General features: G+C 73.8%; 13 protein-coding genes. 8 read left to right on the top strand and 5 right to left on the bottom strand.

Going from position 1 to position 19,092, the window contains the following annotated elements; translation table 11 throughout:
* Window positions 1–15: 15 nt before the first annotated feature.
* Both ACQRUO_RS04555 and ACQRUO_RS04550 read right to left on the bottom strand, forming a co-directional pair.
* The gene (locus ACQRUO_RS04555; protein ID WP_428314394.1) at window positions 16–1,374 is read right to left on the bottom strand and encodes an NAD(P)/FAD-dependent oxidoreductase; all 1,359 of its coding nucleotides are present in this window, start codon (window positions 1,372–1,374) and stop codon (window positions 16–18) included.
* Window positions 1,371–2,717, bottom strand: coding sequence for a cytochrome P450 (locus tag ACQRUO_RS04550; RefSeq protein ID WP_428314393.1), 1,347 nt, complete (start codon window positions 2,715–2,717; stop codon window positions 1,371–1,373). The genes ACQRUO_RS04555 and ACQRUO_RS04550 overlap by 4 nt, the downstream gene beginning before the upstream one ends.
* 456 nt (window positions 2,718–3,173) lie before the next feature.
* Between ACQRUO_RS04550 and ACQRUO_RS04545 the strand changes: the two genes are divergently transcribed.
* The gene (locus ACQRUO_RS04545; RefSeq protein ID WP_428314392.1) at window positions 3,174–3,707 is read left to right on the top strand and encodes an RICIN domain-containing protein; all 534 of its coding nucleotides are present in this window, start codon (window positions 3,174–3,176) and stop codon (window positions 3,705–3,707) included.
* 60 nt (window positions 3,708–3,767) lie between these two features.
* On the opposite strand, the gene ACQRUO_RS04540 is transcribed toward ACQRUO_RS04545, so the two are convergent.
* On the bottom strand, window positions 3,768–6,035 hold the full coding sequence (locus ACQRUO_RS04540; RefSeq protein ID WP_428314391.1) for a glycoside hydrolase family 27 protein: 2,268 nt from the start codon (window positions 6,033–6,035) through the stop codon (window positions 3,768–3,770).
* Between the two features lie 170 nt (window positions 6,036–6,205).
* Between ACQRUO_RS04540 and ACQRUO_RS04535 the strand changes: the two genes are divergently transcribed.
* Window positions 6,206–7,774, top strand: coding sequence for an SMI1/KNR4 family protein (locus ACQRUO_RS04535; protein ID WP_428314390.1), 1,569 nt, complete (start codon window positions 6,206–6,208; stop codon window positions 7,772–7,774).
* An 85-nt stretch (window positions 7,775–7,859) separates the two neighbouring features.
* Complete coding sequence (locus tag ACQRUO_RS04530; protein ID WP_428314389.1) at window positions 7,860–9,725, top strand: hypothetical protein; 1,866 nt, start codon at window positions 7,860–7,862, stop codon at window positions 9,723–9,725.
* Between the two features lie 111 nt (window positions 9,726–9,836).
* Here ACQRUO_RS04530 and ACQRUO_RS04525 read toward each other — a convergent pair whose 3' ends face one another.
* Window positions 9,837–12,422 carry a glycosyl hydrolase gene (locus tag ACQRUO_RS04525; protein WP_428314388.1) on the bottom strand — a complete coding sequence of 862 codons (2,586 nt, stop codon included), beginning with the start codon at window positions 12,420–12,422 and terminating at the stop codon, window positions 9,837–9,839.
* 373 nt (window positions 12,423–12,795) lie between these two features.
* Between ACQRUO_RS04525 and ACQRUO_RS04520 the strand changes: the two genes are divergently transcribed.
* Window positions 12,796–13,161, top strand: coding sequence for a hypothetical protein (locus ACQRUO_RS04520; RefSeq protein ID WP_428314387.1), 366 nt, complete (start codon window positions 12,796–12,798; stop codon window positions 13,159–13,161).
* Window positions 13,162–13,258: 97 nt separating this feature from the next.
* Entirely contained in the window at window positions 13,259–16,687 is a 3,429-nt protein-coding gene (locus ACQRUO_RS04515; protein WP_428314386.1) for a DUF4132 domain-containing protein, read from the top strand.
* 11 nt (window positions 16,688–16,698) lie between these two features.
* Here the strand turns inward: ACQRUO_RS04515 and ACQRUO_RS04510 are convergent, their stop codons facing one another.
* Window positions 16,699–17,157: a hypothetical protein gene (locus ACQRUO_RS04510; RefSeq protein WP_428314385.1), complete on the bottom strand. Its 459-nt coding sequence runs from the start codon at window positions 17,155–17,157 to the stop codon at window positions 16,699–16,701.
* A 109-nt stretch (window positions 17,158–17,266) separates the two neighbouring features.
* Between ACQRUO_RS04510 and ACQRUO_RS04505 the strand changes: the two genes are divergently transcribed.
* From ACQRUO_RS04505 to ACQRUO_RS04495, 3 genes are all read left to right on the top strand, one after another.
* Window positions 17,267–17,797: an RICIN domain-containing protein gene (locus tag ACQRUO_RS04505; protein WP_428314384.1), complete on the top strand. Its 531-nt coding sequence runs from the start codon at window positions 17,267–17,269 to the stop codon at window positions 17,795–17,797.
* Window positions 17,798–17,914: 117 nt separating this feature from the next.
* Complete coding sequence (locus tag ACQRUO_RS04500; protein ID WP_428314383.1) at window positions 17,915–18,520, top strand: GNAT family N-acetyltransferase; 606 nt, start codon at window positions 17,915–17,917, stop codon at window positions 18,518–18,520.
* A gap of 99 nt (window positions 18,521–18,619) precedes the next feature.
* Window positions 18,620–19,078: a hypothetical protein gene (locus ACQRUO_RS04495; protein WP_428314382.1), complete on the top strand. Its 459-nt coding sequence runs from the start codon at window positions 18,620–18,622 to the stop codon at window positions 19,076–19,078.
* The last annotated feature ends 14 nt before the right edge of the window (window positions 19,079–19,092 follow it).

Here is a 19,092-nt window from a genome sequence, read left to right as displayed (position 1 = left end):
ACGAGGGGGAGGAAGTCAAGGTTCGCTTCCCTGGTCGTGGCGGTGCGGGACGGGAGGCAGCAGGGTGAGCGGGGAGGCCGTCAGGTGCTGCACGTTCAGGAACCTCCGGTAGAGGTCCGGATCGGTGGGGATGCGGCCCAGCAGGTGCAGCAGCACGGCCCGGCCCGCCCGGGCGGTCAGCGGAGCCGGCCCCGGGCTCCAACCCCGGTCGAGGCTGGTGGACATGAACCACGGCAGTAGCAGGGTGCGGGTCGCACGCCGCTGGTAGACGCGGCAGGCCCGGTCCGGCGGGCAGGCGGTGACCGCCTCGCCCAGCACCAGGGCCTGCTGGACGGCCACCGTCATGCCGTGCCCGTAGAGCGGGTTGAGGGCGCACAGCGCGTCCCCGACCACGGCGAGCCCGCGCAACGGCGGCGCGAGGCGGTCGTAGCGGTGCCAGCGGCCGTCCAGCCCGGCGTAGCGGTGGATGGCGCCGATCGGTTGGCAGTCCTCGACGATCTGTTTGACGTGCGGGTTGTCGAGGGCGGCGGCGTAGGCGGCGAAGCCCTCGGGCGTGGTGGGCGCGGAGATGCCGCCGGCGCCGAAGAGGCAGACCAGCCAGCGGTCGTCCTCGATGGCGACGACCACGCCGCCGCTGGGGGTGGTGGGAGCCAGGGTGGCCTGCAGGGAGGCCTGGAAGCCCGGATCGCGGTCCGGGCGGCGCTGGTAGAGCCGGGAGGTGTAGGCGAGTTGACCGTCCACCCGGAGGCACCGGGGTGGCGGCAGCCGTGCTTCCGCGAGCCAGCCGGGCAGCCGCGAGTAGCGGCCGTCGGCGATGACGACGAGATCCGCCGGATGTGCGGAGGGACGGTCGGCGCCCCTGGCGCGCGCGAGGACTCCGGTGACGCGGGCGTCGCCGGTGGTCAGGGCCGTCACCTCGGTGGCGTCGTGGACGGTGACGTTGCGCAGGGCGCGGACCCGGCGGCGGATGAGGAACTCGAGCAGTGGACGGCTGAAGGTCTGCAGCACGAGCCCGCTGCGGACGGTCGGCGACCATCCGGTGGGGTAGCGCATCGGGAAGTGGCCGAAGTCGGAGACCGGTGCGCCCTGGTCGGTCAACTCCGCCCGCAGCCCGGGGAAGAGGTCCTCCAGCAGGGCGGCCCCCCGGGCCAGCAGCGCGTGCGGGTGCCGGCTCTGCGGCGTGCCCGCCCGGTGGGCGGCCCGGTCGGGGAGGGTGTCCTTGTCGAGGACGCTGACCTGGTCGACGTGGTCGGCGAGCACGCGGGCGGTGACGAGCCCGGCGAAGCCGCCGCCGACGACGACCGCGTGGCGGTAGCGGGCGTGGCTGGCCCGGGCGCGGCCGGACCGGGCCCCGCCGTAGGAGCTGCCGCTCACGAAGCGCTGCGCCGCTTCACCCGCAGGAACAGCCTGCGCGGCCGGTAGAACGCGGCCAGCGGCACCGGCCGCACGTCCGGGACCGGCACGGTCGCAACCGTCCACCGCCGCGCGACGGACGCCAGGGCGAGCGCGCATTCGCCCACGCCGTACGCGTCGCCGATGCACTTGCGGGCGCCGGCGCCGAACCCGGCGAACGCACCCCGCGGCAGCGCGGCGGCGCGCGCGGGCAGCCACCGGTCGGGGTCGAAGGCGTCGGGCCGGGCGAAGACGGCCGGGTTGCGGTGCACCGGCACGGGGGTGATGACGATGGTGGTGCCCGGCGCCAGCCGGCGCCCGGCCAGCTCGGTGGCGGTGGCGGTGACCCGGGTGAACAGCCAGCCCGGCGGATACAGGCGGATGGTCTCGGTGATGACCCGGTGGGTGAGGGGCAGCTCGGGCACCTCGTCCCAGACGGCGAGCGGACCGACGAGCCGGGCGTCGGCCTCCTGCTGGAGCGCGTGCTGCACCTCGGGGTGCTCCGACAGCAGGTAGAGGGCCCAGGTCAGGGTCGAGGCCACGGTCTCGCTGCCGGCGGCGAGCACGGTCACCACGTGGTCGCGCAGTTCGGCGTCGACCACCGCGGCCCCTTCGGCCTCGTGCGCGGCCAGCAACGCGGCCAGCACGTTGCCGTCGTCCTCGTCCTTGCGCGACTCGGCGATGACACGTTCCACTGCGGCCCGCAGTAGGGCGAGCGCCGCGCGGTGGCGGCGGTTCCCGGGCAGCGGGAGCCGGTTCACCGCCCGGGGCAGGAACATCTGCCGGAAGAAGTTGCCGAAGACCACGTCGAAGGAGTGGCGGATCTCGTCGGTGACCGCTTCGTCGACGAGGGTGGAGAAGAGCGTGCGGGTGACGATCCGCAGCGCCAGCCCGTAGAGCACCGGGTACGCCTCGAAGCTGCGCTCGGCTCCCCAGGAGTCGGTGAGGGCGGCGATCTGCTGCTCCATCACGGTGGCGTACCTGGCCAGCTGCGGTTCGGCGAACGCCGGTTGCAGCAGCCGGCGTTGGCGCCTGTGGTCCTGGTGGGTGCAGGTGGCGACGCCGTTGCCGGCCATCTCACGGGCCCGGTCGTAGTACGTGCCGCCCTTGTCGAAGGTGCGGTCGTCCACCAGGGTCCGCCGCAGCAGCTCGGGGTGGGTGGGGACGTGGACGGGCGTCGGGCCCAGCCGCATCTCGACCAGGTCCCCGTGCTGCGGCAGGGAGGCGAGGAACGCGAACGGGGCCTTGAACAGCGGCCACGCGTGCCCGATCAGGGGCCACCGGCCGGGCACCACACCTGATCTGAACGTCTTCTCCTCAGGCACGGCCCTCCCTCTCGTCGAGGCTGATTCCGTCGACGTTCGGCGACGGGTGAGTCGAAGGCAGTCTTCCGGTGCCCGGGTACGGTGACGGGACGCGCATGCCGAGGCGCACGGGCGCGCACGCCGGGCACACCGCACCAGCCGTCGCAGCGGCCCCGACCTGGCGAAATCGAACAGCGGCACCGAGCGGGCCGTGTGACGCGGAACCGCGGCCCGCCTGGTGACCTGCCGGGACCTGACGGCCGGCCGGGCGGTGCCGGAGGGGGCGTGCCGAGGGGGCGTGCGGCGGACCTGCCCGCCGAAGGCGTGCTCAGCGCGCGGTGGCGGTGGTGGTGGTCGGGGGCGGGGTGAGCAGTGCGGCGTGTTTAACAAGCGTGTATGGGCTGTTGAACGCCACGTACGAGGTTGGTGGCCAGCCCGGGGCGCCGTCCCGGGGAACCCACCTCCTGGAGGCCCTTCATGTCCATCGTCCGCGCAGTCACCGTGGCGGCCGTCGCCGCCGTCTCCCTCGCCGGCGTCGCCGCCGGTACCGCCCAGGCCGACGGGCTCGGCTCCAGTTCGGGCGCGAGCGCTTCGGTCAGCAACTACGCCTACCAGGACAGCAGCCTCGACGTGCAGGGCAACGGCCAGGCCGACGGCACCCGGGTGGGCACCTACGGCACCAACTTCTCCCCGGCCCAGAGCGTCAGCTGGTACGGCTTCGACGGCGACACCTTCGCCATCCTGCCCGGCACCTCCGGCAAGGTCCTCGACCTGGACGTGGCGAGCGGCACGGTGCAGATCTGGGACGCGGGCCAGGGGACCGACTTCAACGCCGCCGACGGCGGCGCGCTGCCCGCCAACCAGCGGTGGCACAAGTACTACAGCAACAACGGCTGGAGCCTGCTGCAGAACGTCGCGACCGGGCAGTGCCTGAAGTCCAACGGCCCGGGCGTCTACCTGTCGATGGCCGCGTGCAACACCGGCGACCTCTCCCAGGTGTGGCACTTCTGATCCGCCTGCCGCGGCAGGCGCTCGACCGGGTGACCCCGGTCGAGCGCCGCCCGGCCGCGGTCAGCTGAACCAGATCGTGGCCTGGGCCACCTGACTCGTCGAGAACGTGGCTCCCGCCGCGGCGCCGGCGAGGATCCAGGACGAGCCGCCCCCGCCGCCGCCCTGGGACTGGCAGCCCGCGCCCCAGTCGTTGCCGCCCCAGCCCCCGACCATGCCGGCGCCGCCGCCCGAGTCGCCGTCGTGGACCCAGCCGCCGCCCCCGTCGGGGGAGCCGTTGTCGCCCCGCGAGCCGTCGTTGGCGCCGCCGTCACCACCGGGGTCGCCACTGGCGACGCCGTCCGCGCCACTCGGTCCCGAGCCGGTCGCGCCGGCCGTCGCGGTCATCGAGCCGGTGTCCGCGCCACCGGCACCACCGCGCCACCCCGCGTACCCGACGCAGGTGCCACCCCCGCCGCCACCACCTCCGCCGGCGACCAGCACCAGGGTGCCGCCCGTGGCGGTGCAGGTGCTGGACGCGCAGATCGCCGAGGACCCGCCGCCCGCGCCACCGCCGGACATGCTGGAACCCCCGGTCGACCAGCCGGCGCCACCGCTGTTGGTGGTGGAAGTGCAGCCGCTGATCGCCGACAGGGTCTGACCCGGCGTGACGGCGAAGGTCGCCAGGACGGCGCCACCGGCACCGCCGGGATTGCCGCCGCCCCCGTTCACGCCCCACCCGGCCTGGCCCGGCGCGCCGGCCACCAGGGCCTGCGCGGTGTGCGCACCGGCGGGCACCGTGACGCTGTCCGCGGTGCCGCAGGCGGCCGGCTGCCACCCGGCCGGCCCGGTGACGCCGACGATCGCGGCGCCGTGGCCGGCGACCGTGAGCGTCCGGTCCGCGCCTCCGGACGCGACCGGCTGCAGGCCCGCGTTGCCCAGCAGGTCGGTCACCACGTCGCCGGCGGTCATCCGGACGGACGGGACGAAGTCGCCGACGTCATAGGTCTGCGCGCCGGCACCGGTGTTGAAGAAGGCGACGGCACGCTCCCCGCCGCCGAGGTCCTTGCTCCAGACCTGCAACCCGTTCTGGTCGTAGCCGCGGGTCGCGGCGGCGCCGTTCTGGTCGACCCGGATCAGGCCGGGACTCTCCAGCATCGCCAGATCGGTGGGATCCAACCGGGTCAGATCGGCGCCGATCATCAGGGGTGACGAAGCCATCGCCCACAGCGCGAGCATCGACTGGCGCTCGTTCACCGTGATCCCGTCGTCGTCCCCGTTGCCGACCTCGATCGAGTCCAGGTCGTTCCAGTGACCGGCGGCGCCCCAGGGAGCCCACGCCGCGGCGTCGTCGAACCGGCTCGACACGTTCGACCAGGAGGTCAGCGGGTAGACGGCGTTGCCCTGGTACGAGTTGACGTCCCCGTCGATCCGCCAGGTGTTCGCGTCCCGGGCCGCCGTCGCGGCGATGGCGCTGCCGACGCCGCTGCCGTTGGACAGGGTCAGGCTGATCGGCCGGGGAGCCTGCTGCAGCGCACTGCTCCACGCCGCGATGTCGCCGGTGTCGTTCGATCCGACCCCGTCCAGCTTCAGGTGGTCGACGCCCCAGGAGGCCAGCAGGTCGGCCCACCCGTTCACGTAGGCCTGCCCCGCACCGGGCGTCGCCGGCGTGTCGTAGTCGATGTAGTCCATCCCGCTGTTGCCGCCGGGCCGGCCGCCGCTGACGGTCGCGCAGTTGTAGTTGGTCTCGTCCTGCCCGATGGTGGAGGTCACCTTGATCTGGTCGGTGGTGTAGCCCGTGCCGACGATCGGCTTCCCGTCACCGGACCAGGGCACTCCGGGCGTCAGGTAGATGCCCAGTTGGAGGCCCAGCTTGTGGACGTAGTCCGCCACCGGCTTGATCCCGCCCGGGAAGGCCGCGCTGGGCGTCCAGTACCCGTTCGCGTCGGTGTCGTAGGTGTCGTGGCCGAGTGCCGCGCTGTAGGTGCCGCAGGACATCCAGAAGTCGTCGATGCTGACCATCTTGTAGCCCGCCGCGCTCAGACCGCTGCTGACCAGGTGGTCCGCCTCCGCCTCGATGGTCGCGGCACTGGGGTTCTTCCTGACGTAGTCCCAACTGCTCCAGCCCATCGGGGGAGTGGGCGTCAGGGCCGCCAAGCCGTTGCCCGCGACCGCGGGCGAGGCGGCAGCCGCAGTCGAGGCCGCAGTCGAGGCAGCGGCGGAGGCCGGCGGCGACCCGACGGCGAACAGCGCGGCGACCGAACTCAGCACCGCCACCGCCACCCGGGCGGTCCGCCCCGGCGGCCGACGCGAGGCCGCGCGCCCCGCGCGCCCGAGTCGGAAGAGACCCATCGACCACTCCTCATCCCCGATCCGCGAACCGATCGGAACCGAACATTATCGAACAATTGGCTAAGTAAACGCACGCACTCCGTTCCGGTGTCAAGAGGCGTGCGCGAGTCGTGCGTTGTCGGTCCGCCCTGCGATGATCGGCGGCGGAACCGACCGGAGGGGAGCAGCAGATGACCGAGCACGAGGTGGTCGACCGGGCCGCGCGGCGGCTCGCCGCGGAGCTCGTCGCGCAGGCGCCGCAGGGCTGGACCGGGGCGCTGCTGGGCGGCACGGCGTCGGACGGTGCCATGTCACTCTCCGGCTGGTACACCGTGGCGAACGCGTCGCGACCGTCGCGGAGCCTGCCCGACTGCTTCGGTGAGCTCGAGGAGCTGGCCCGGGCGGTCCGTGCCGTGCGGAGCTGGCGTGCCGTCAGCCTGGAGCTACGGTGCCGGCCTTCCGGCGAGTACCGGTTGGTCGCGTTCTCCACCGCGGTGACCTGGGAGAGCGGCCTGTCCGAGCACTTCCAGGTCGTGCTGGACGAGGACTACCGGCTCCCGCAACCCGGGCCCACGCAGCAGGCGGGCCGGGCCGCGGAAGCCGGCGACCCCGACCTGGCCGTGGCCCGCCTGCACGCGTACCTGGCGCGCCGGGCCACGATCCTCGGGCACCAGGAGCCGCCGCTGCCGGCGCCGGCCTCCGCCGCCGCACTCGACCAGGCCGAACGCGACTTCGGCCGACGCCTGCCCGCCGACCTGCGCGCGCTCTACCTGACGGCCGACGGTCAGCGCGACGACCAGGACCACCTGCTCGACGGCCACCACTGGCTCTCCCTGGCGAGCTCGGTCTCCCTCAAGGACCAGTTCAGCGAACCGCTCTGGCTCGAGTGGGGCCTGGAGTGGAACCGGGTGGTCTACGACGCCGACCCGCCCGGCACCGTGCGGCGGTGCGGCGGGCACCCGGCCTGGCTGCCGTTCGCCACTCGCGGCGACGGCAACTACCTCGCGGTCGACCTGGCCCCGGCCGGCGACGGCCGTCCGGGCCAGGTCATCGAGATGGGCCGTGACCACGACGACGGCCCGCGCCACGTCGCCGAGTCGGTCACCGCACTGCTCGGCCACTACCTGGACCTCCTGGACCAGGGCGCCTACCGGCACGACGGCGACTTCCTCCAGCTGCGGGACCCCGCCGAACGCGGCCCCCGCGAGGTGATCGTCAAGGACCTGTCCGACCCGCTCCCGCCCACCCTCCAGGTCCTCCACCTCAACGGCGCCCCGAGCCCCGTCGACCTGACCCCGCTCACCGCCGCCACCCGACTGCGCCGCCTCACCCTGAGCCGTTGCAGCACCGCCGACCTGACGCCGCTGCGCGCCCTGCCCGTCGAGGCCCTGCGGATCACCCTGGCGAGCGGTGGCGACCTCACCCCGCTCGCCGACCACCCCCACCTCGCCTCTCTCGACCTGGCCACCACCGCCCCCGTCGACCTCGGCCCGCTGCGCACCGTCCCGAACCTGCGCGGCCTGGACCTCTCCCGGGCCGCCGTGCGCGACCTGAGCGTCCTGGCCGACCTGCCCGAGCTGCGCTTCCTGGTCCTCGACCGGCAGCAGTGGGCGCTGCTGCTGGACCGGGGCAAGCTGCCGGCCGCGCTGGCCGCCGCCCACCTCGCCGACGCCGACGCGAGTCTCGACGAAGCGCTGACCTGGGCGGCCGCCCTGGGCCTGGACACCGAAGGGGCGATCCGCCGCACGGGCATCAGCTGATCGGCCGCCGCCGGCACGTGCTGACGGGGTGTCGGTGGCCCCCGATAGGGTCGGCCCACCTGAGCAGCTGAGGAGCGCCCGACCCATGAGATCCCCGGCCGAGCTGGACCATGTCCAGTGGCACGAACTGACCCACGCCTACGGCCCCGCCGCGGACGTGCCCGAGCTGATCAGGGCGCTGTACGAGCCGGACCAGGAGGTGGTCGAGGAGGCGATCTACGAGCTCTACGGCAACATCCACCACCAGGGCACGGTGTACCAGGCCTCGGCTCCCGCCGTCCCCTTCCTCGCGCACGCCGCCGTGCACGTTCCGGGCCGGCGGGACGAGCTGTTGATGCTGCTCGCCACGCTCGCCGACCACGATCCGCAGGACGTGGACTCGCCGCGCTGGGCGGGGAGTCCGGTCGCCGCGATCCGTGCCGAGCTGGCCCGGGTGCTGCCGGACCTGCTGCCCTGTCTGGCGGATGCCGACCGCAGCGTGCGGCGGGCCGCGCTGCGGGTGGTGGCGGCGGTGGCCGGGGCGCTGCCGGCCGGGCTGCGGGAGGAGGTCGAGGCACGCGTCGCGGGGCTGTACGACGCCGATCCGGTGGCGGCGGTGCGGGCCGATGCGCTGGTGGTGCTGGACTGCTTCGGGCGCGAGGTGGCGGGCCTGGACAGCGCGCTGCCCGAGGTCCGGCTGGCGGCGGCCCTGCTCGTGGCCGAGCGCTCCGAACCGCCGTACCCGGCCGCGCTGCTGGCCGTCCTCGCCACCGACGGCGCCGAACCCGAGCCGGGGGACGACGCGTTCCCGTGGCGCGGCAGCACCCAGGAGGCGCGGCTGACCCGGCTGCTCACCAAGGACCCCGACGCGGGCCTGGCCGTGGCCGCCGGCTGGATCGCGGCGGGCGACCCCGGCTCGCGCGGTTCCTGGCTGACCCGGCGGATCGCCGAGACCTGGCGGGACCGGGAACCCGAGGTGCTGGACCTACTGCTCGCCGCGCTGCCCCACCAGCGCGACGCCGACGCACTGTCCGCCCTGCTGCGCGTCGTCGGCCACTGGGTCGAGCTGGTCCCCGAGCCGGGCGCCGAGCTGTGGGAGGCCCTGCACGGGTACGCGACCGGCACGAACCAGGAGCTCGTCGAGCCGGCGCTGCTCGCCCTGGTGCGCTCGCGCGACCCGCGCGCCGTGGGGCTGGTGGTGCAGCGGCCGAGCCCGTGGCTGCTCGCCGCGGCGGCACGCCACTTCACTGGGGCGGCCGACCGCCTGATACCCGTGATCCGCCGTCAGCTGGCCGCGGGCGCCGCCGACAACGCGGGGATCGCCCTGGTCCGGGCCCTGGAACCGCTCGGCCCCGCCGCCCGGCAGGCCCAGCCCGAACTGCTCGACTGCCTGCGCACCCGCCGCGCCGCCATCGTCGCCGCCCGCCGGCTCGGGGCGAACGGGCAGGCGACGGCCGAGGTCACCGACCTGCTGCGGGAGGCCGCCGGGAGCACCGACACCTCGCTGCGGGCCGCGGCGGCAACCGCCCACTACCGCCTGACCGGTGACGCCGCCCCGGCGTTGCACACCTTCGAGGAACTGCTCACGGGCGGGGGCCCGGTGCACTGGTTCCTGGCCGGCCTGGAGCCACTGGGCAGCGCCGCCGCACCGCTGCTGCCGCTGATCGAGCCGCTGCTGACGGCCGGCTACGAGTGGACCCGGATGGCGGCCGCCGAGGCCCATCAGTGGATCACCGGCTCGCCCGACCGCGCCGCCCCGATCTTCGCGGACCTGGTCGGCGCGACCCCGGTCGGGCTGGCGGCGCTGAGCGCGCTCGCCGCGATCGGCCGCATCCCCGAGGAACTCCGCCCCACCCTGCGGGCCTTCGCCTTCTCCCCCCTGCGCCTGCTCACCGATTCCCCGCACTCCGGGGAGGGCCACCCGGACGAGGAGCTGCGCACCCTGGCCCGCAGGCTGCTCGGCACCGGCTGAGCCCGGACCAGGGCCGCGGCCGACGCCGGTGCGAACGAGAACCGGATCGGCCCCTGCCAGGCCGATGCCATGGCCGAGCAGGGGCCGATCCGGGAGAACGGCCGGACGACGCTAGTCCTGCGCGTCCTCGACGATCTCGCGCAGCGGCATGGTGTAGATGCCGCGCCCGTGCGTCGCCGCGTACACCTTGCCGTCGGGCCCGACGAGCAGCTGGTCCACCGCCACGGCGGGCAGTCGTCCGATCACGTCCCATCGGCCCTGGCCCGGCGCGCGGAACATCGCGCCCAGGTCGGTGCCGAGCAGCAGGCCGCCGTCCGGGGTGAGGGCGAGCGAGTCCGCCGGGACGTCCGGCAGGTTGGCGGAGATGTCGCTCCAGGTCGCGCCCGAGTCGTGGCTCTCGAAGACGTGGCCGATGCCCGCGCCCGGCCCCTCGTTCCAGTTGCGGGAGAACCCGCTGACCGTCAGGTAGACGTGGCTGCTGTCCTTCGGGTCGATCACCAGGTCGCTGAGGTAGCGGTTGGGCACGCCCGCCGGCAGCGTCAGCTGCTGCCAGCCGGTGCCGTCCGCGTTGCCGACGGCCACGCCGCGCGCGAAGCCCTGCGGGTTGCACGGGCCGCACCACGCCGCGTAGACCTTGCCGCCGGAGGAGGCCACCGCCGTCGCCACCCGTCCGGTGCCGAGGTCGTAGGCGCTCTTCCAGGTGCTGGAGGAGCGGATCGCGAAGCCCTGCGGCTGCACCCAGACGTTCTCGCCGCCGGCCACCCACAGGTTCGGGTTCTGCAGGTCGGCGGTGAACGGCGCGATGAAGCGGGCGTTGGAGCCCGCGTTGTCCGGCGGCGGCACGTTGTAGGTGGTCGGTGCGCCCAGGCCGTTGTTGACCGCGCAGTCCTGGGTGACGTTGATCTCCAGGTAGACGTACTCCTGGGCCTCGTTGCAGCCGTTCTTCGGGTCGACCAGCGTCATGCCGCCGTCGCCGCCGAAGTTGGAGCCCATCACCGTGTCGACGGCCTTGGAGCCGTACCCGCGCAGCACCGACTGGCCGTTGTCCTGCAGGCCGCCGGTGACCACGACGCCCTGGCCGTTCGGGTCGGTGCCGACGCCGACCGAGTAGTACTGGAGCGCGTCGATGGTTCCGTCGTTGAGCGAGACCCAGTCGGTGGCGTGGCCGAGCGCGTTGGCCTGGCCGTCGACCGGACGGCGGTAGACGCCGCCGTCGTTGCCCGCGTAGACGTAGGTGTGGCCCTGGTAGCTGCCGATGGCCAGACCGTGCTGGTCCGGGTGGGTGGTCTGCGGGCAGGTGCCGCTCTGCGCGGTGGGGTCGGTGCTCCAGCAGGCGAGCGGGAAGTTCCAGTACGGGGACGGGGTGGTCCAGCTCGCGCCGCCGTCGGTGGTCTCGAAGAGCTCCTCCAGGCCGGCGTAGACGTGGTCGTGGTTGTTCGGGTCCACGATCAGCGACTCGTCGTACCAGGACTGGCCGCCGGGGTTGTCCAGCACCGAACCGGAGGCCGCCAGCGTCGCGGCGGTGGCGATCTGCGTCCACGGGCCGAACGGCGAGCCGTTCTTGGACACGTAGACGCCGCCCAGGCCGCCGCCCGCCTTGAGCGAGTTCGGGGACTGGACCACGGCGTAGTAGCGCTGGTGGTCCGTGGAGGCGGCGAAGGTCACCGTGCCGACGTCACCCGGGTCGGTCGGCAGGGCACCCAGCGAGCCGACGGTCTGCCAACTGCCGTTGACCTTGGTGTAGAAGCCGTTGTAGGTGTCGCCGGAGCGCCATCCGGCGGCGACCAGCACCCGGCTCGGGTCGGCCGGGTCGAAGGCGACGTCGTTGACGATGTTCTTGTAGGCCGCGTTCGGGTCCGCGGCCAGCGGGTGGCCGGGCAGGTAGTCCGGGCTCGGCGCGAACTCCAGCTGCCAGGGTCCGTCCAGGTGGGTGGTCGAGTGCGACCAGAGGCCCTCGCTGGTGGCGGCGTAGACGGTGTCGCCGTTGATCCGCAGCGCGTGGATGGCCGTCGACTGCAGCTCGTCGCCGCCCACCCGGTCGTGCGGCGAGAAGGTGCCGTGCTTCGGGTCGGACAGCAGGTAGACGCCGCTGCCGAGGTAGCCGTCGGCGTTGGTGTTGGCCTCGCCGGTGCCGAGCCAGAGCCGGCCGCTGCCGTCCAGCGCCAGCGCGCCCGTGGCCTGGGCGGAGAGGTCGTTGCTGATCGGGGTCCAGTTGCCGCCGCCCTGCGTGGAGCGCCAGACGCCACCGCCGGCCGACCCCGCGTAGACGTCGCCGCCGTCGTCGGCGGCCATCGCGGTCATCCGGCCGGTCACCTGGCCCATGCCGGCGGTGGAGTTGGAGTCCGCGTCGCGGTAGCGCGGGTCGTCCGAGTTGTACGGCAGCATGGTCGCCTGGTGCCACTGACCACCCGCCCGCGGCATGTCCTGCAGGGCGTTCCAGGCCGCGCCGTAGGCGCCGGGGGCGACGATGCCCGGGGCGTTGACCTGGTCGGCGGCCTGCTGGGCGCCGTCGGAGATGTCATCCGACTCGTCGGAGTCGCCGTTGTCACCGCTGACCAGCGCGCGGACGCCGCCGCTCAGCGGGTGGCGGTGGTGGTGGACCGGCATGGCGAGCGCGGGAGTGGCGGCTATCAGGCCGCCGACCGCGGCCAGGGTGAGCAGCGTGAGGCGACGGCTCGTGCGGTACGTGGACGTCAACAGGTCCTCCCCGAGACGGTGGGTTTCACCGGGTGATGGAGTCGCGTGGGGCCGGTCGGTCTTGGCCGGGTGCGACTCGACCACAGGGGGAGGGCCAGCAGCTAGTGCCGGGTCACCCGAATTTGCAGAACTGTTATGGCGTCATCTCTTCGTCTGCGGACGCATTCTCACGCCGACTCACACACGTGCCCCACGGGTACCGCCGTGGCGCTCCCGGTTCGACCCGCCGGGCCCCGGGCGCCCCTCCGCACCGCCCCCGGCCCCTTGGTGATCTTCGTGCCGGCCTGTTGTCGCGCGACGGCCGGGCCGAAGCCACACTGGAAGGGGCAGGGAAACCCTCCGGGTTTCGGTCACCGAGAGTCATGGAGGAGCCATGACGGCAACCAAGCGTGACGACGCCCCCATCGCCATCGAGGGCAACGGCGTGGAGCTGCGGATGCAGGACATCGGCGGCGACATGACCACCGCGTTCGTGCACCTCCCCGAGGGCGCCGATCTGGGTCCGGCCCTGGTGGGGCTGCCCGACGACCTGTGCCAGTGTCCGCACTGGGGCTACCTCCTCAAGGGGCGGCTGAAGATGCGGACGAGGACCGGCGACGAGATCTACCAGGCCGGGGAGGCGTTCTACTGGCCGCCCGGCCACGTGCCCGTGGCGCTGGAGGACTGCGACTACGTGGACTTCTCCCCGTCCAAGGAGTTCAACGAGGTCATCGACCACGTGAAGTCGCGCGCGGGCTGAGCGCCCGCCGAGGGCGGACCACGGCTCGGCCCCTCGCTCCGCTGTCGGAGAAGCTCGCTAGGGTTTCGCCCACCGGATCGAGGGGTGGAGGAACGCTGTGCGGCACGGGGAGCTCGTCGGCGACGGGGCGGCAAGGTTCTACGAGGCGGAGCTCGACGGCGCGTTGCCACCGCAGCCGGACACCCCGGTCCTCCCGGACGAGGACACCTTCCGGCTGCCCGCCGCCTGGCACCCCCTGGTCGCGCCGCATCGCGGGCACCTGGTGCGCCCCGTGACCCAGCCCGAGCCGGCGGCGGTCGAGCGCGCCGAGGAGTGGGTCGACGCCAACCGGGAGTGGCTCGAGCGGACGCTCACCGCCCCGCGGACCGACCCCGCGCTGGTGCAGGCGGCGCGCGCCTACCTGGCCGGAGCGGCGGACCCGCTCGGCGCCGCCGTCGTGTCCAGGCTGTTGCCGCCCTGGCGGAAGCACGCCGCCCGCACCGAGTCACCGTTCGTCGACGCCTGGGTGGTGCGGCACGGCCTGGCCTTCGCCGCCCGTGCGGTGGTGGGGCTGAGCGAGGTCCACACCGAGCGGTGGCCCCGCGGCTCGGTCTCCCTCAATCCGGTGATCTGGTTCGCGAGCCCGGCGGACCATCCCGATCCGGCCTTCCTCGTGCCGTCGGCCGACCGGATACGGGAGTTGCTCGCCGCCGCGGACGAGCCGACCTACCGGGCGGCCCGCGCCGCGCTCGAACAGTGCCGCAGCACGCCGCAGGGCCGCGCCGTCGCCGCCTACCTCGCGCCGGGCACGCCGGGCTGGGCCGACGACTGCGTCGCCGACGCACCCGGGTACGGGAACGCCGGGCCGCTGCTGCACACCCTGCTGCTCCGCTCCCTGGACTCCCCGGCCCAGGTGGACCGGCTGGGCCCGAAGCCGCAGCTGCCGTGGAACGGCTGGTCGCCGGCGCTGATCGCCACGCTCGCCGAGCGCCTGGGCACGGCCTGCGTGCCGTTCCTGGGCGAGGCGATCAAGCGGGCCGACAGCTCGGAGAAGGTGCGCAGCACCACCGCCGCGGTGGCGCAGTTCCCGACCGACGACGCCTTCCGCCTGCTGCTCGCCCGGCTCGACGACAAGCACACCCGCCCGGCCCTCAAGGAGGCCATGGAGCGGTACCCGGTCCGCGCCACCCGGCTGCTCGCGGCCGCCGCGCTGCGCGACGGCAAGAACGCCCCCGCCGCCCGGCAGCTCCTCACCGGCCACCTGACCCGCTGCCGGCCGCTGCTGCCCCAGCTGCTGCCGCACCTCGACCAGGCCGCCGTGGACCTGATCGCCACCCTGGGCCTCACCGGGGAGCGGGTCGCCGAGGCCTCGCCGGAGGAGCTGCCGCCGCTGTTGGTCGCGCCGCCGTGGACCCGTAAGCGCACGCCCCGGCCGCGGGTCCTGGCCGGCCTGCAGCCGGACCCGGCGCAGCTGGCCTGGCTGCCCGGCGAGCGGGAGCAGTGGGACCGGTGGAACGCCGGCGAGCCCGGCGACCCGGCCTCGACCGACTGGGCCGCGGAGGCCACCAGGGTGATGGCAGGGGAGCGGCGCCTCCTCTGGGTCGGGCAGCGGCTGCTGCTGGCGGGGCCGGCCGAGGTGCTCGCCCCCTGGCTCGAGAGCTGGCGGCCCACCGACCTGTGCGACGCGGAGCACTACCTGCCTCCGGTCATCGCCAAGTACGGGCTGTCGGCGCTCCCGACCGTGTTGTTCGCGGTGCAGAGCAGGCCGGCGCACCACGCACCGCTGCTGCTCCCGTTCCGCGACGTGGCCACCGCCCGGTTCATGGCCGACGGGCTGGGCCGGAGCAGGTCGGTGCGGTCGACGGCCCGGTCCTGGTTCGCCCGGCACGCGGTCGCCGCCGCCCTGCTGCTGGTGCCCGACGCGGTCGGGGCGGCCGGCCCGGCCCGGCGGGCCGCCGAGCAGGCCCTGCGCCTGGTCGCGGCCGACGCGGGTGCGCAGGTCCTCCAGGCGGCCGTGGCGGACTGCCACGGTGCGCCGGCCGCGGAGCTCGTCGCCGCGGCGCTGGCCGCCGACCCCTTGGAGAGCGCCCTGCCGGCCCGCCTGCCCGCGCTGCCCGCCTGGCTGCAGCCGGACGTGCTGCCCCCGCTGCTGCTCACCTCGGGCGCCGCACTGCCGGAGCAGGCGGTCCGGCACGTGCTGACCGTGCTCGCCCTCGGCGAGCCCGGCGAGCCCTACCCCGGGCTGGCGATCGTCCGCGAGGCCTGCCGCCCCGACTCGCTGGCCGAGTTCGCCTGGGCGCTGTTCGAGGAGTGGCGGCAGGCCGACCTGCCCGCCAAGGAGAGCTGGACCATGCACGCGCTGGGCGTGCTCGGCAACGACGAGACGGTGCGCCGGTTCACCCCGGTCCTGCGGGACTGGCCCGGGCAGGGCGGGCACACCCGCGCGGTCGCGGGCCTGGGCGTGCTGGCCGGGATCGGCAGCGACCTCGCGCTGCTGCACCTGCACGGCCTGGCCCAGCGGGTGAAGTTCAAGGCGCTCCGGGAACGGGCGCAGGAGAAGATCTCCGAGATCGCGGACGGCCTGGGCCTGAGCCAGGAGCAGCTCGCCGACCGGCTGGTGCCCGACCTCGGCCTGGACGCGGCCGGCAGCACGGTGATCGACTACGGGCCGCGCCGGTTCACCGTGGGCTTCGACGAGCAGCTGCGCCCCTTCGTGCTGGACCCGGACGGCAGGCGGCGCAAGGACCTGCCGGCGCCCGGCGCCCGGGACGACCAGGAGCTGGCCCCGGCCGAGCGCAAGCGCTTCGCCGCGCTGAAGAAGGACGTCCGGACCGTCGCCGCCGACCAGATCCACCGCCTCGAAGCCGCGATGGTCGCCCAACGCTCCTGGACCGCGACGGAGTTCCGCGAGCTCCTGGTCCGGCACCCGCTGCTGCGGCACCTGGTCCGCCGCCTGGTCTGGCTCGCGCAGGCCCCGGGCGCCGCGCAGCCGACCGCCTTCCGGGTCGCCGAGGACGCCACCTTCGCCGACGTCGACGACGACGCGTACCCCCTGCCCGGTACCGCGACCGTCCGCCTCGCCCACCCGCTGCACCTCGGCGAGGCGCTGCCCGCCTGGTCGGCGCTCTTCGCCGACTACCAGATCCTGCAGCCCTTCGCGCAACTCGCCCGCCCGGTCCACCGGGTGACCCCGGAGGAGGCCGCGGGTCACCGGCTGGACCGCTTCAAGGACCGGCTCGCCCCGCTGGGGCGGGTGCTCGGGCTCACCAAGCGCGGGTGGGAGCGCGGGGAGCCGCAGGACGCCGGTTGGGAGCTCTGGATCTCCAAGCGGCTGGGCGACCGCGTCCACCTGATCGTGTACCTCAGCCTCGGCATCTGTGTCGGCAGCATCGAGGAGTCCGGCGACCAGACGCTCGGCACGGCCTGGCTGGCCACCGAGCCGGACCCCTACCGGGCGGGCGACGAGCACCCGCTGCGCTTCGGCGACCTGGACCCGGTCACCGTCAGCGAACTGCTCGCCGACCTGGCGGAGGTCACGGCCGAGTAGCGGGAGGACCGTCAGCGTCGGTCCCGGCGGCGGCGCGCGGCCTCGCGCTCGCGCCGCGCCAACTCGGCCACCGGCCGGCGCTGCAGGGCCTCCAGCCAGTCGAGGAACGCATCGGCGAGTGCGTCGAGGTCCTGGGCGCCCGATGTGTTGACGGTGTACCAGGTCAGGTCCGCCCGATCCGGATCGTTGGGGCAGCTCGGCTCCAGGGTCCCGCAGCGCAGGCCGGTGTCGTCGAGGGCACCGGCCAGGGTCAGGACGACCGGCTGACCCGTGCTGTCGGAGACGTCCAACCAGACCGTGAGCCCGCTGAGTTTCTCCCACCTGTCCAGCGGTCCGGGCCAGATGGCGGCGTCCTGGAGATCGATCGGCCCGGCCTGCCACCCCGGGGCCGCGGCCGAGAGCCGGGCGACGAATCCCCGCCACTTCTCGTCGAAGTCCCAGTCCGCCAGGTACTCGTCGAAGATGTTCACGGGCACCATCATTCACCCTTTCGCGTGATTCCCGTCCGGGCCGGCGATCGCTAGGTTCGTACCCGAATTCGACATCGCGTCGATTCGTCGTACGGGCATGGGAGAACACATGCGCACGATCACCGCCCTCCTCCTCACCTTCGGCCTGGCCGGACTCGCCGCGCCACCGGCTTCCGCAGCGCCCGCGGTGGAGCCGCCGTCGACCTACACCAAGCTGGTCAACGCGAACTCCAACAAGTGCGCCGACGTCGAGAACTGGTCCAAGGACCAAGGCGCCCTCGTGCACCAGTGGAGCTGCCGCCTCGACAACGACGCCAACCAGTGGTGGGACTTCGCCCCGTCCGGCGTGCCCGGCTACTGGGAGGTGATCAACCTCAACAGCCACATGTGCCTCGACGTCGACGGCCCCTCGGACGCCGACGGCGCCGTCATCCACCAGTGGGGCTGCTACAACGGCCCCAGCCAGCAGTGGCAACTCGACGACGTCGGCGGCGGCTACTTCAAGCTCGTCAACCGCAACAGCGGCAAGTGCATGGACGTCGAGAACTGGTCGACCGCCGACGGCGCCACCATCCACCAGTGGTCCTGCCGCACGGTCAACGACGCGAACCAGAACTGGCGCTTCTTCTCCGCGACCTGATCCCTGCCCCCTGGGAAACACCGACCTCCCGTCAACCCGCCGACCGGTTCGCCCGGTCGGCGGGCGAGGCGGCAAAACCAGTCGCCCATCCGGCGGCGCCTGCCTAGCCTGCCGCTCATGAGCTTCGCCTACGAGATCAGACCCGAGCAGGCCCAGGACCATGCGGCGGTACGCGGCGTCCACGCACGCGCCTTCGGCGATCCGGACCGCGTACCCGGGCTGGTCGACGTGCTGCGTGCAGCGCCGGCAGCGTTCGCGCCCATCTCGGTTGTTGCGACCCGGCAGGACCAGGTGGTCGGGCACGTCATGCTCAGCGCCTGCCGCCTGGATGCCCAACCCCGGCTGGTCGATGTCCTCAGCCTGTCACCGCTGGGCGTCCACCCGGACCACCAGCGCCGCGGCGTAGGGACCCGGTTGATCGAGGCAGCCCTGGAAGCAGCGGACGAAAGCGGAGTGCCGCTGGTCTTCCTGGAGGGTTCGCCGACGTACTACGGGAAGCGTGGGTTCCAGCCCGCCGGGCGGTACGGGTTCCGCTCACCGTCGCTGCGCATTCCGGACCCGGCGTTCCAGGTCGCGAAGCTGTCGTCGTACGAGCCCTGGATGACCGGAACGTTCGTCTACGCCGAGGCCTTCTGGGCGCACGACTGCGTCGGCCTGCGCGACCCCGAGCGCTTCGCGCGGATCGCCGCCCTGGGCGGGAGCGACGGATCCCAAGAAAGTTGAACGCGTTCAGTTCTGCTGTCATGATGGTCCGCGGATCCCGGCTGCCCTGGCCGGCGGGCGACGGTGAGTCGTGCCCGGATCGCTGCGGACGGGGGTGGCATGCAGGCTCGAATCCTGGCGGCCGGGCTGTGCTTGGCCGCGACGCTGTCGCTGGCGGCCTGTTCGAGTCGGCACATCCCGGCGTGCTCGGTCGACTCCCTCGCCAAGGTCGAGAAGCAGGACGTCCTGTGGCTGCCGCCGGGCGTGAACCCGACGGACTGCGGCCAGGTGGACGACGGGCAGGGCGGCGCCTACCTCTCGTTCACCGGGAGCCGTGGTGACGTCGACCGCTTCCTGACTGCCAGTGGCCTTCCCGCCGCATCGGCGGACCACGACGACCTCCAGCGCGACGTGGCCCGCGACCGTGGCTGGAGCATCGCCGACGTCGACGAGTTCACGCCAGGGCTGGTCGGCGCCTCCGGGGACCTCACGAACATCGCCCGGGGCTTCGAACTCACGGTGGACGAACGGGATCCCGCCCGCGCGATCGTGTACTACTACTCCTTCCTGAACGGCTGACTGCCTGGACGGGG

The organism is Kitasatospora sp. LaBMicrA B282, from assembly GCF_050325825.1.
GTDB lineage: Bacteria > Actinomycetota > Actinomycetes > Streptomycetales > Streptomycetaceae > Kitasatospora.
This window is presented reverse-complemented; position numbering and strand designations above follow the sequence as displayed.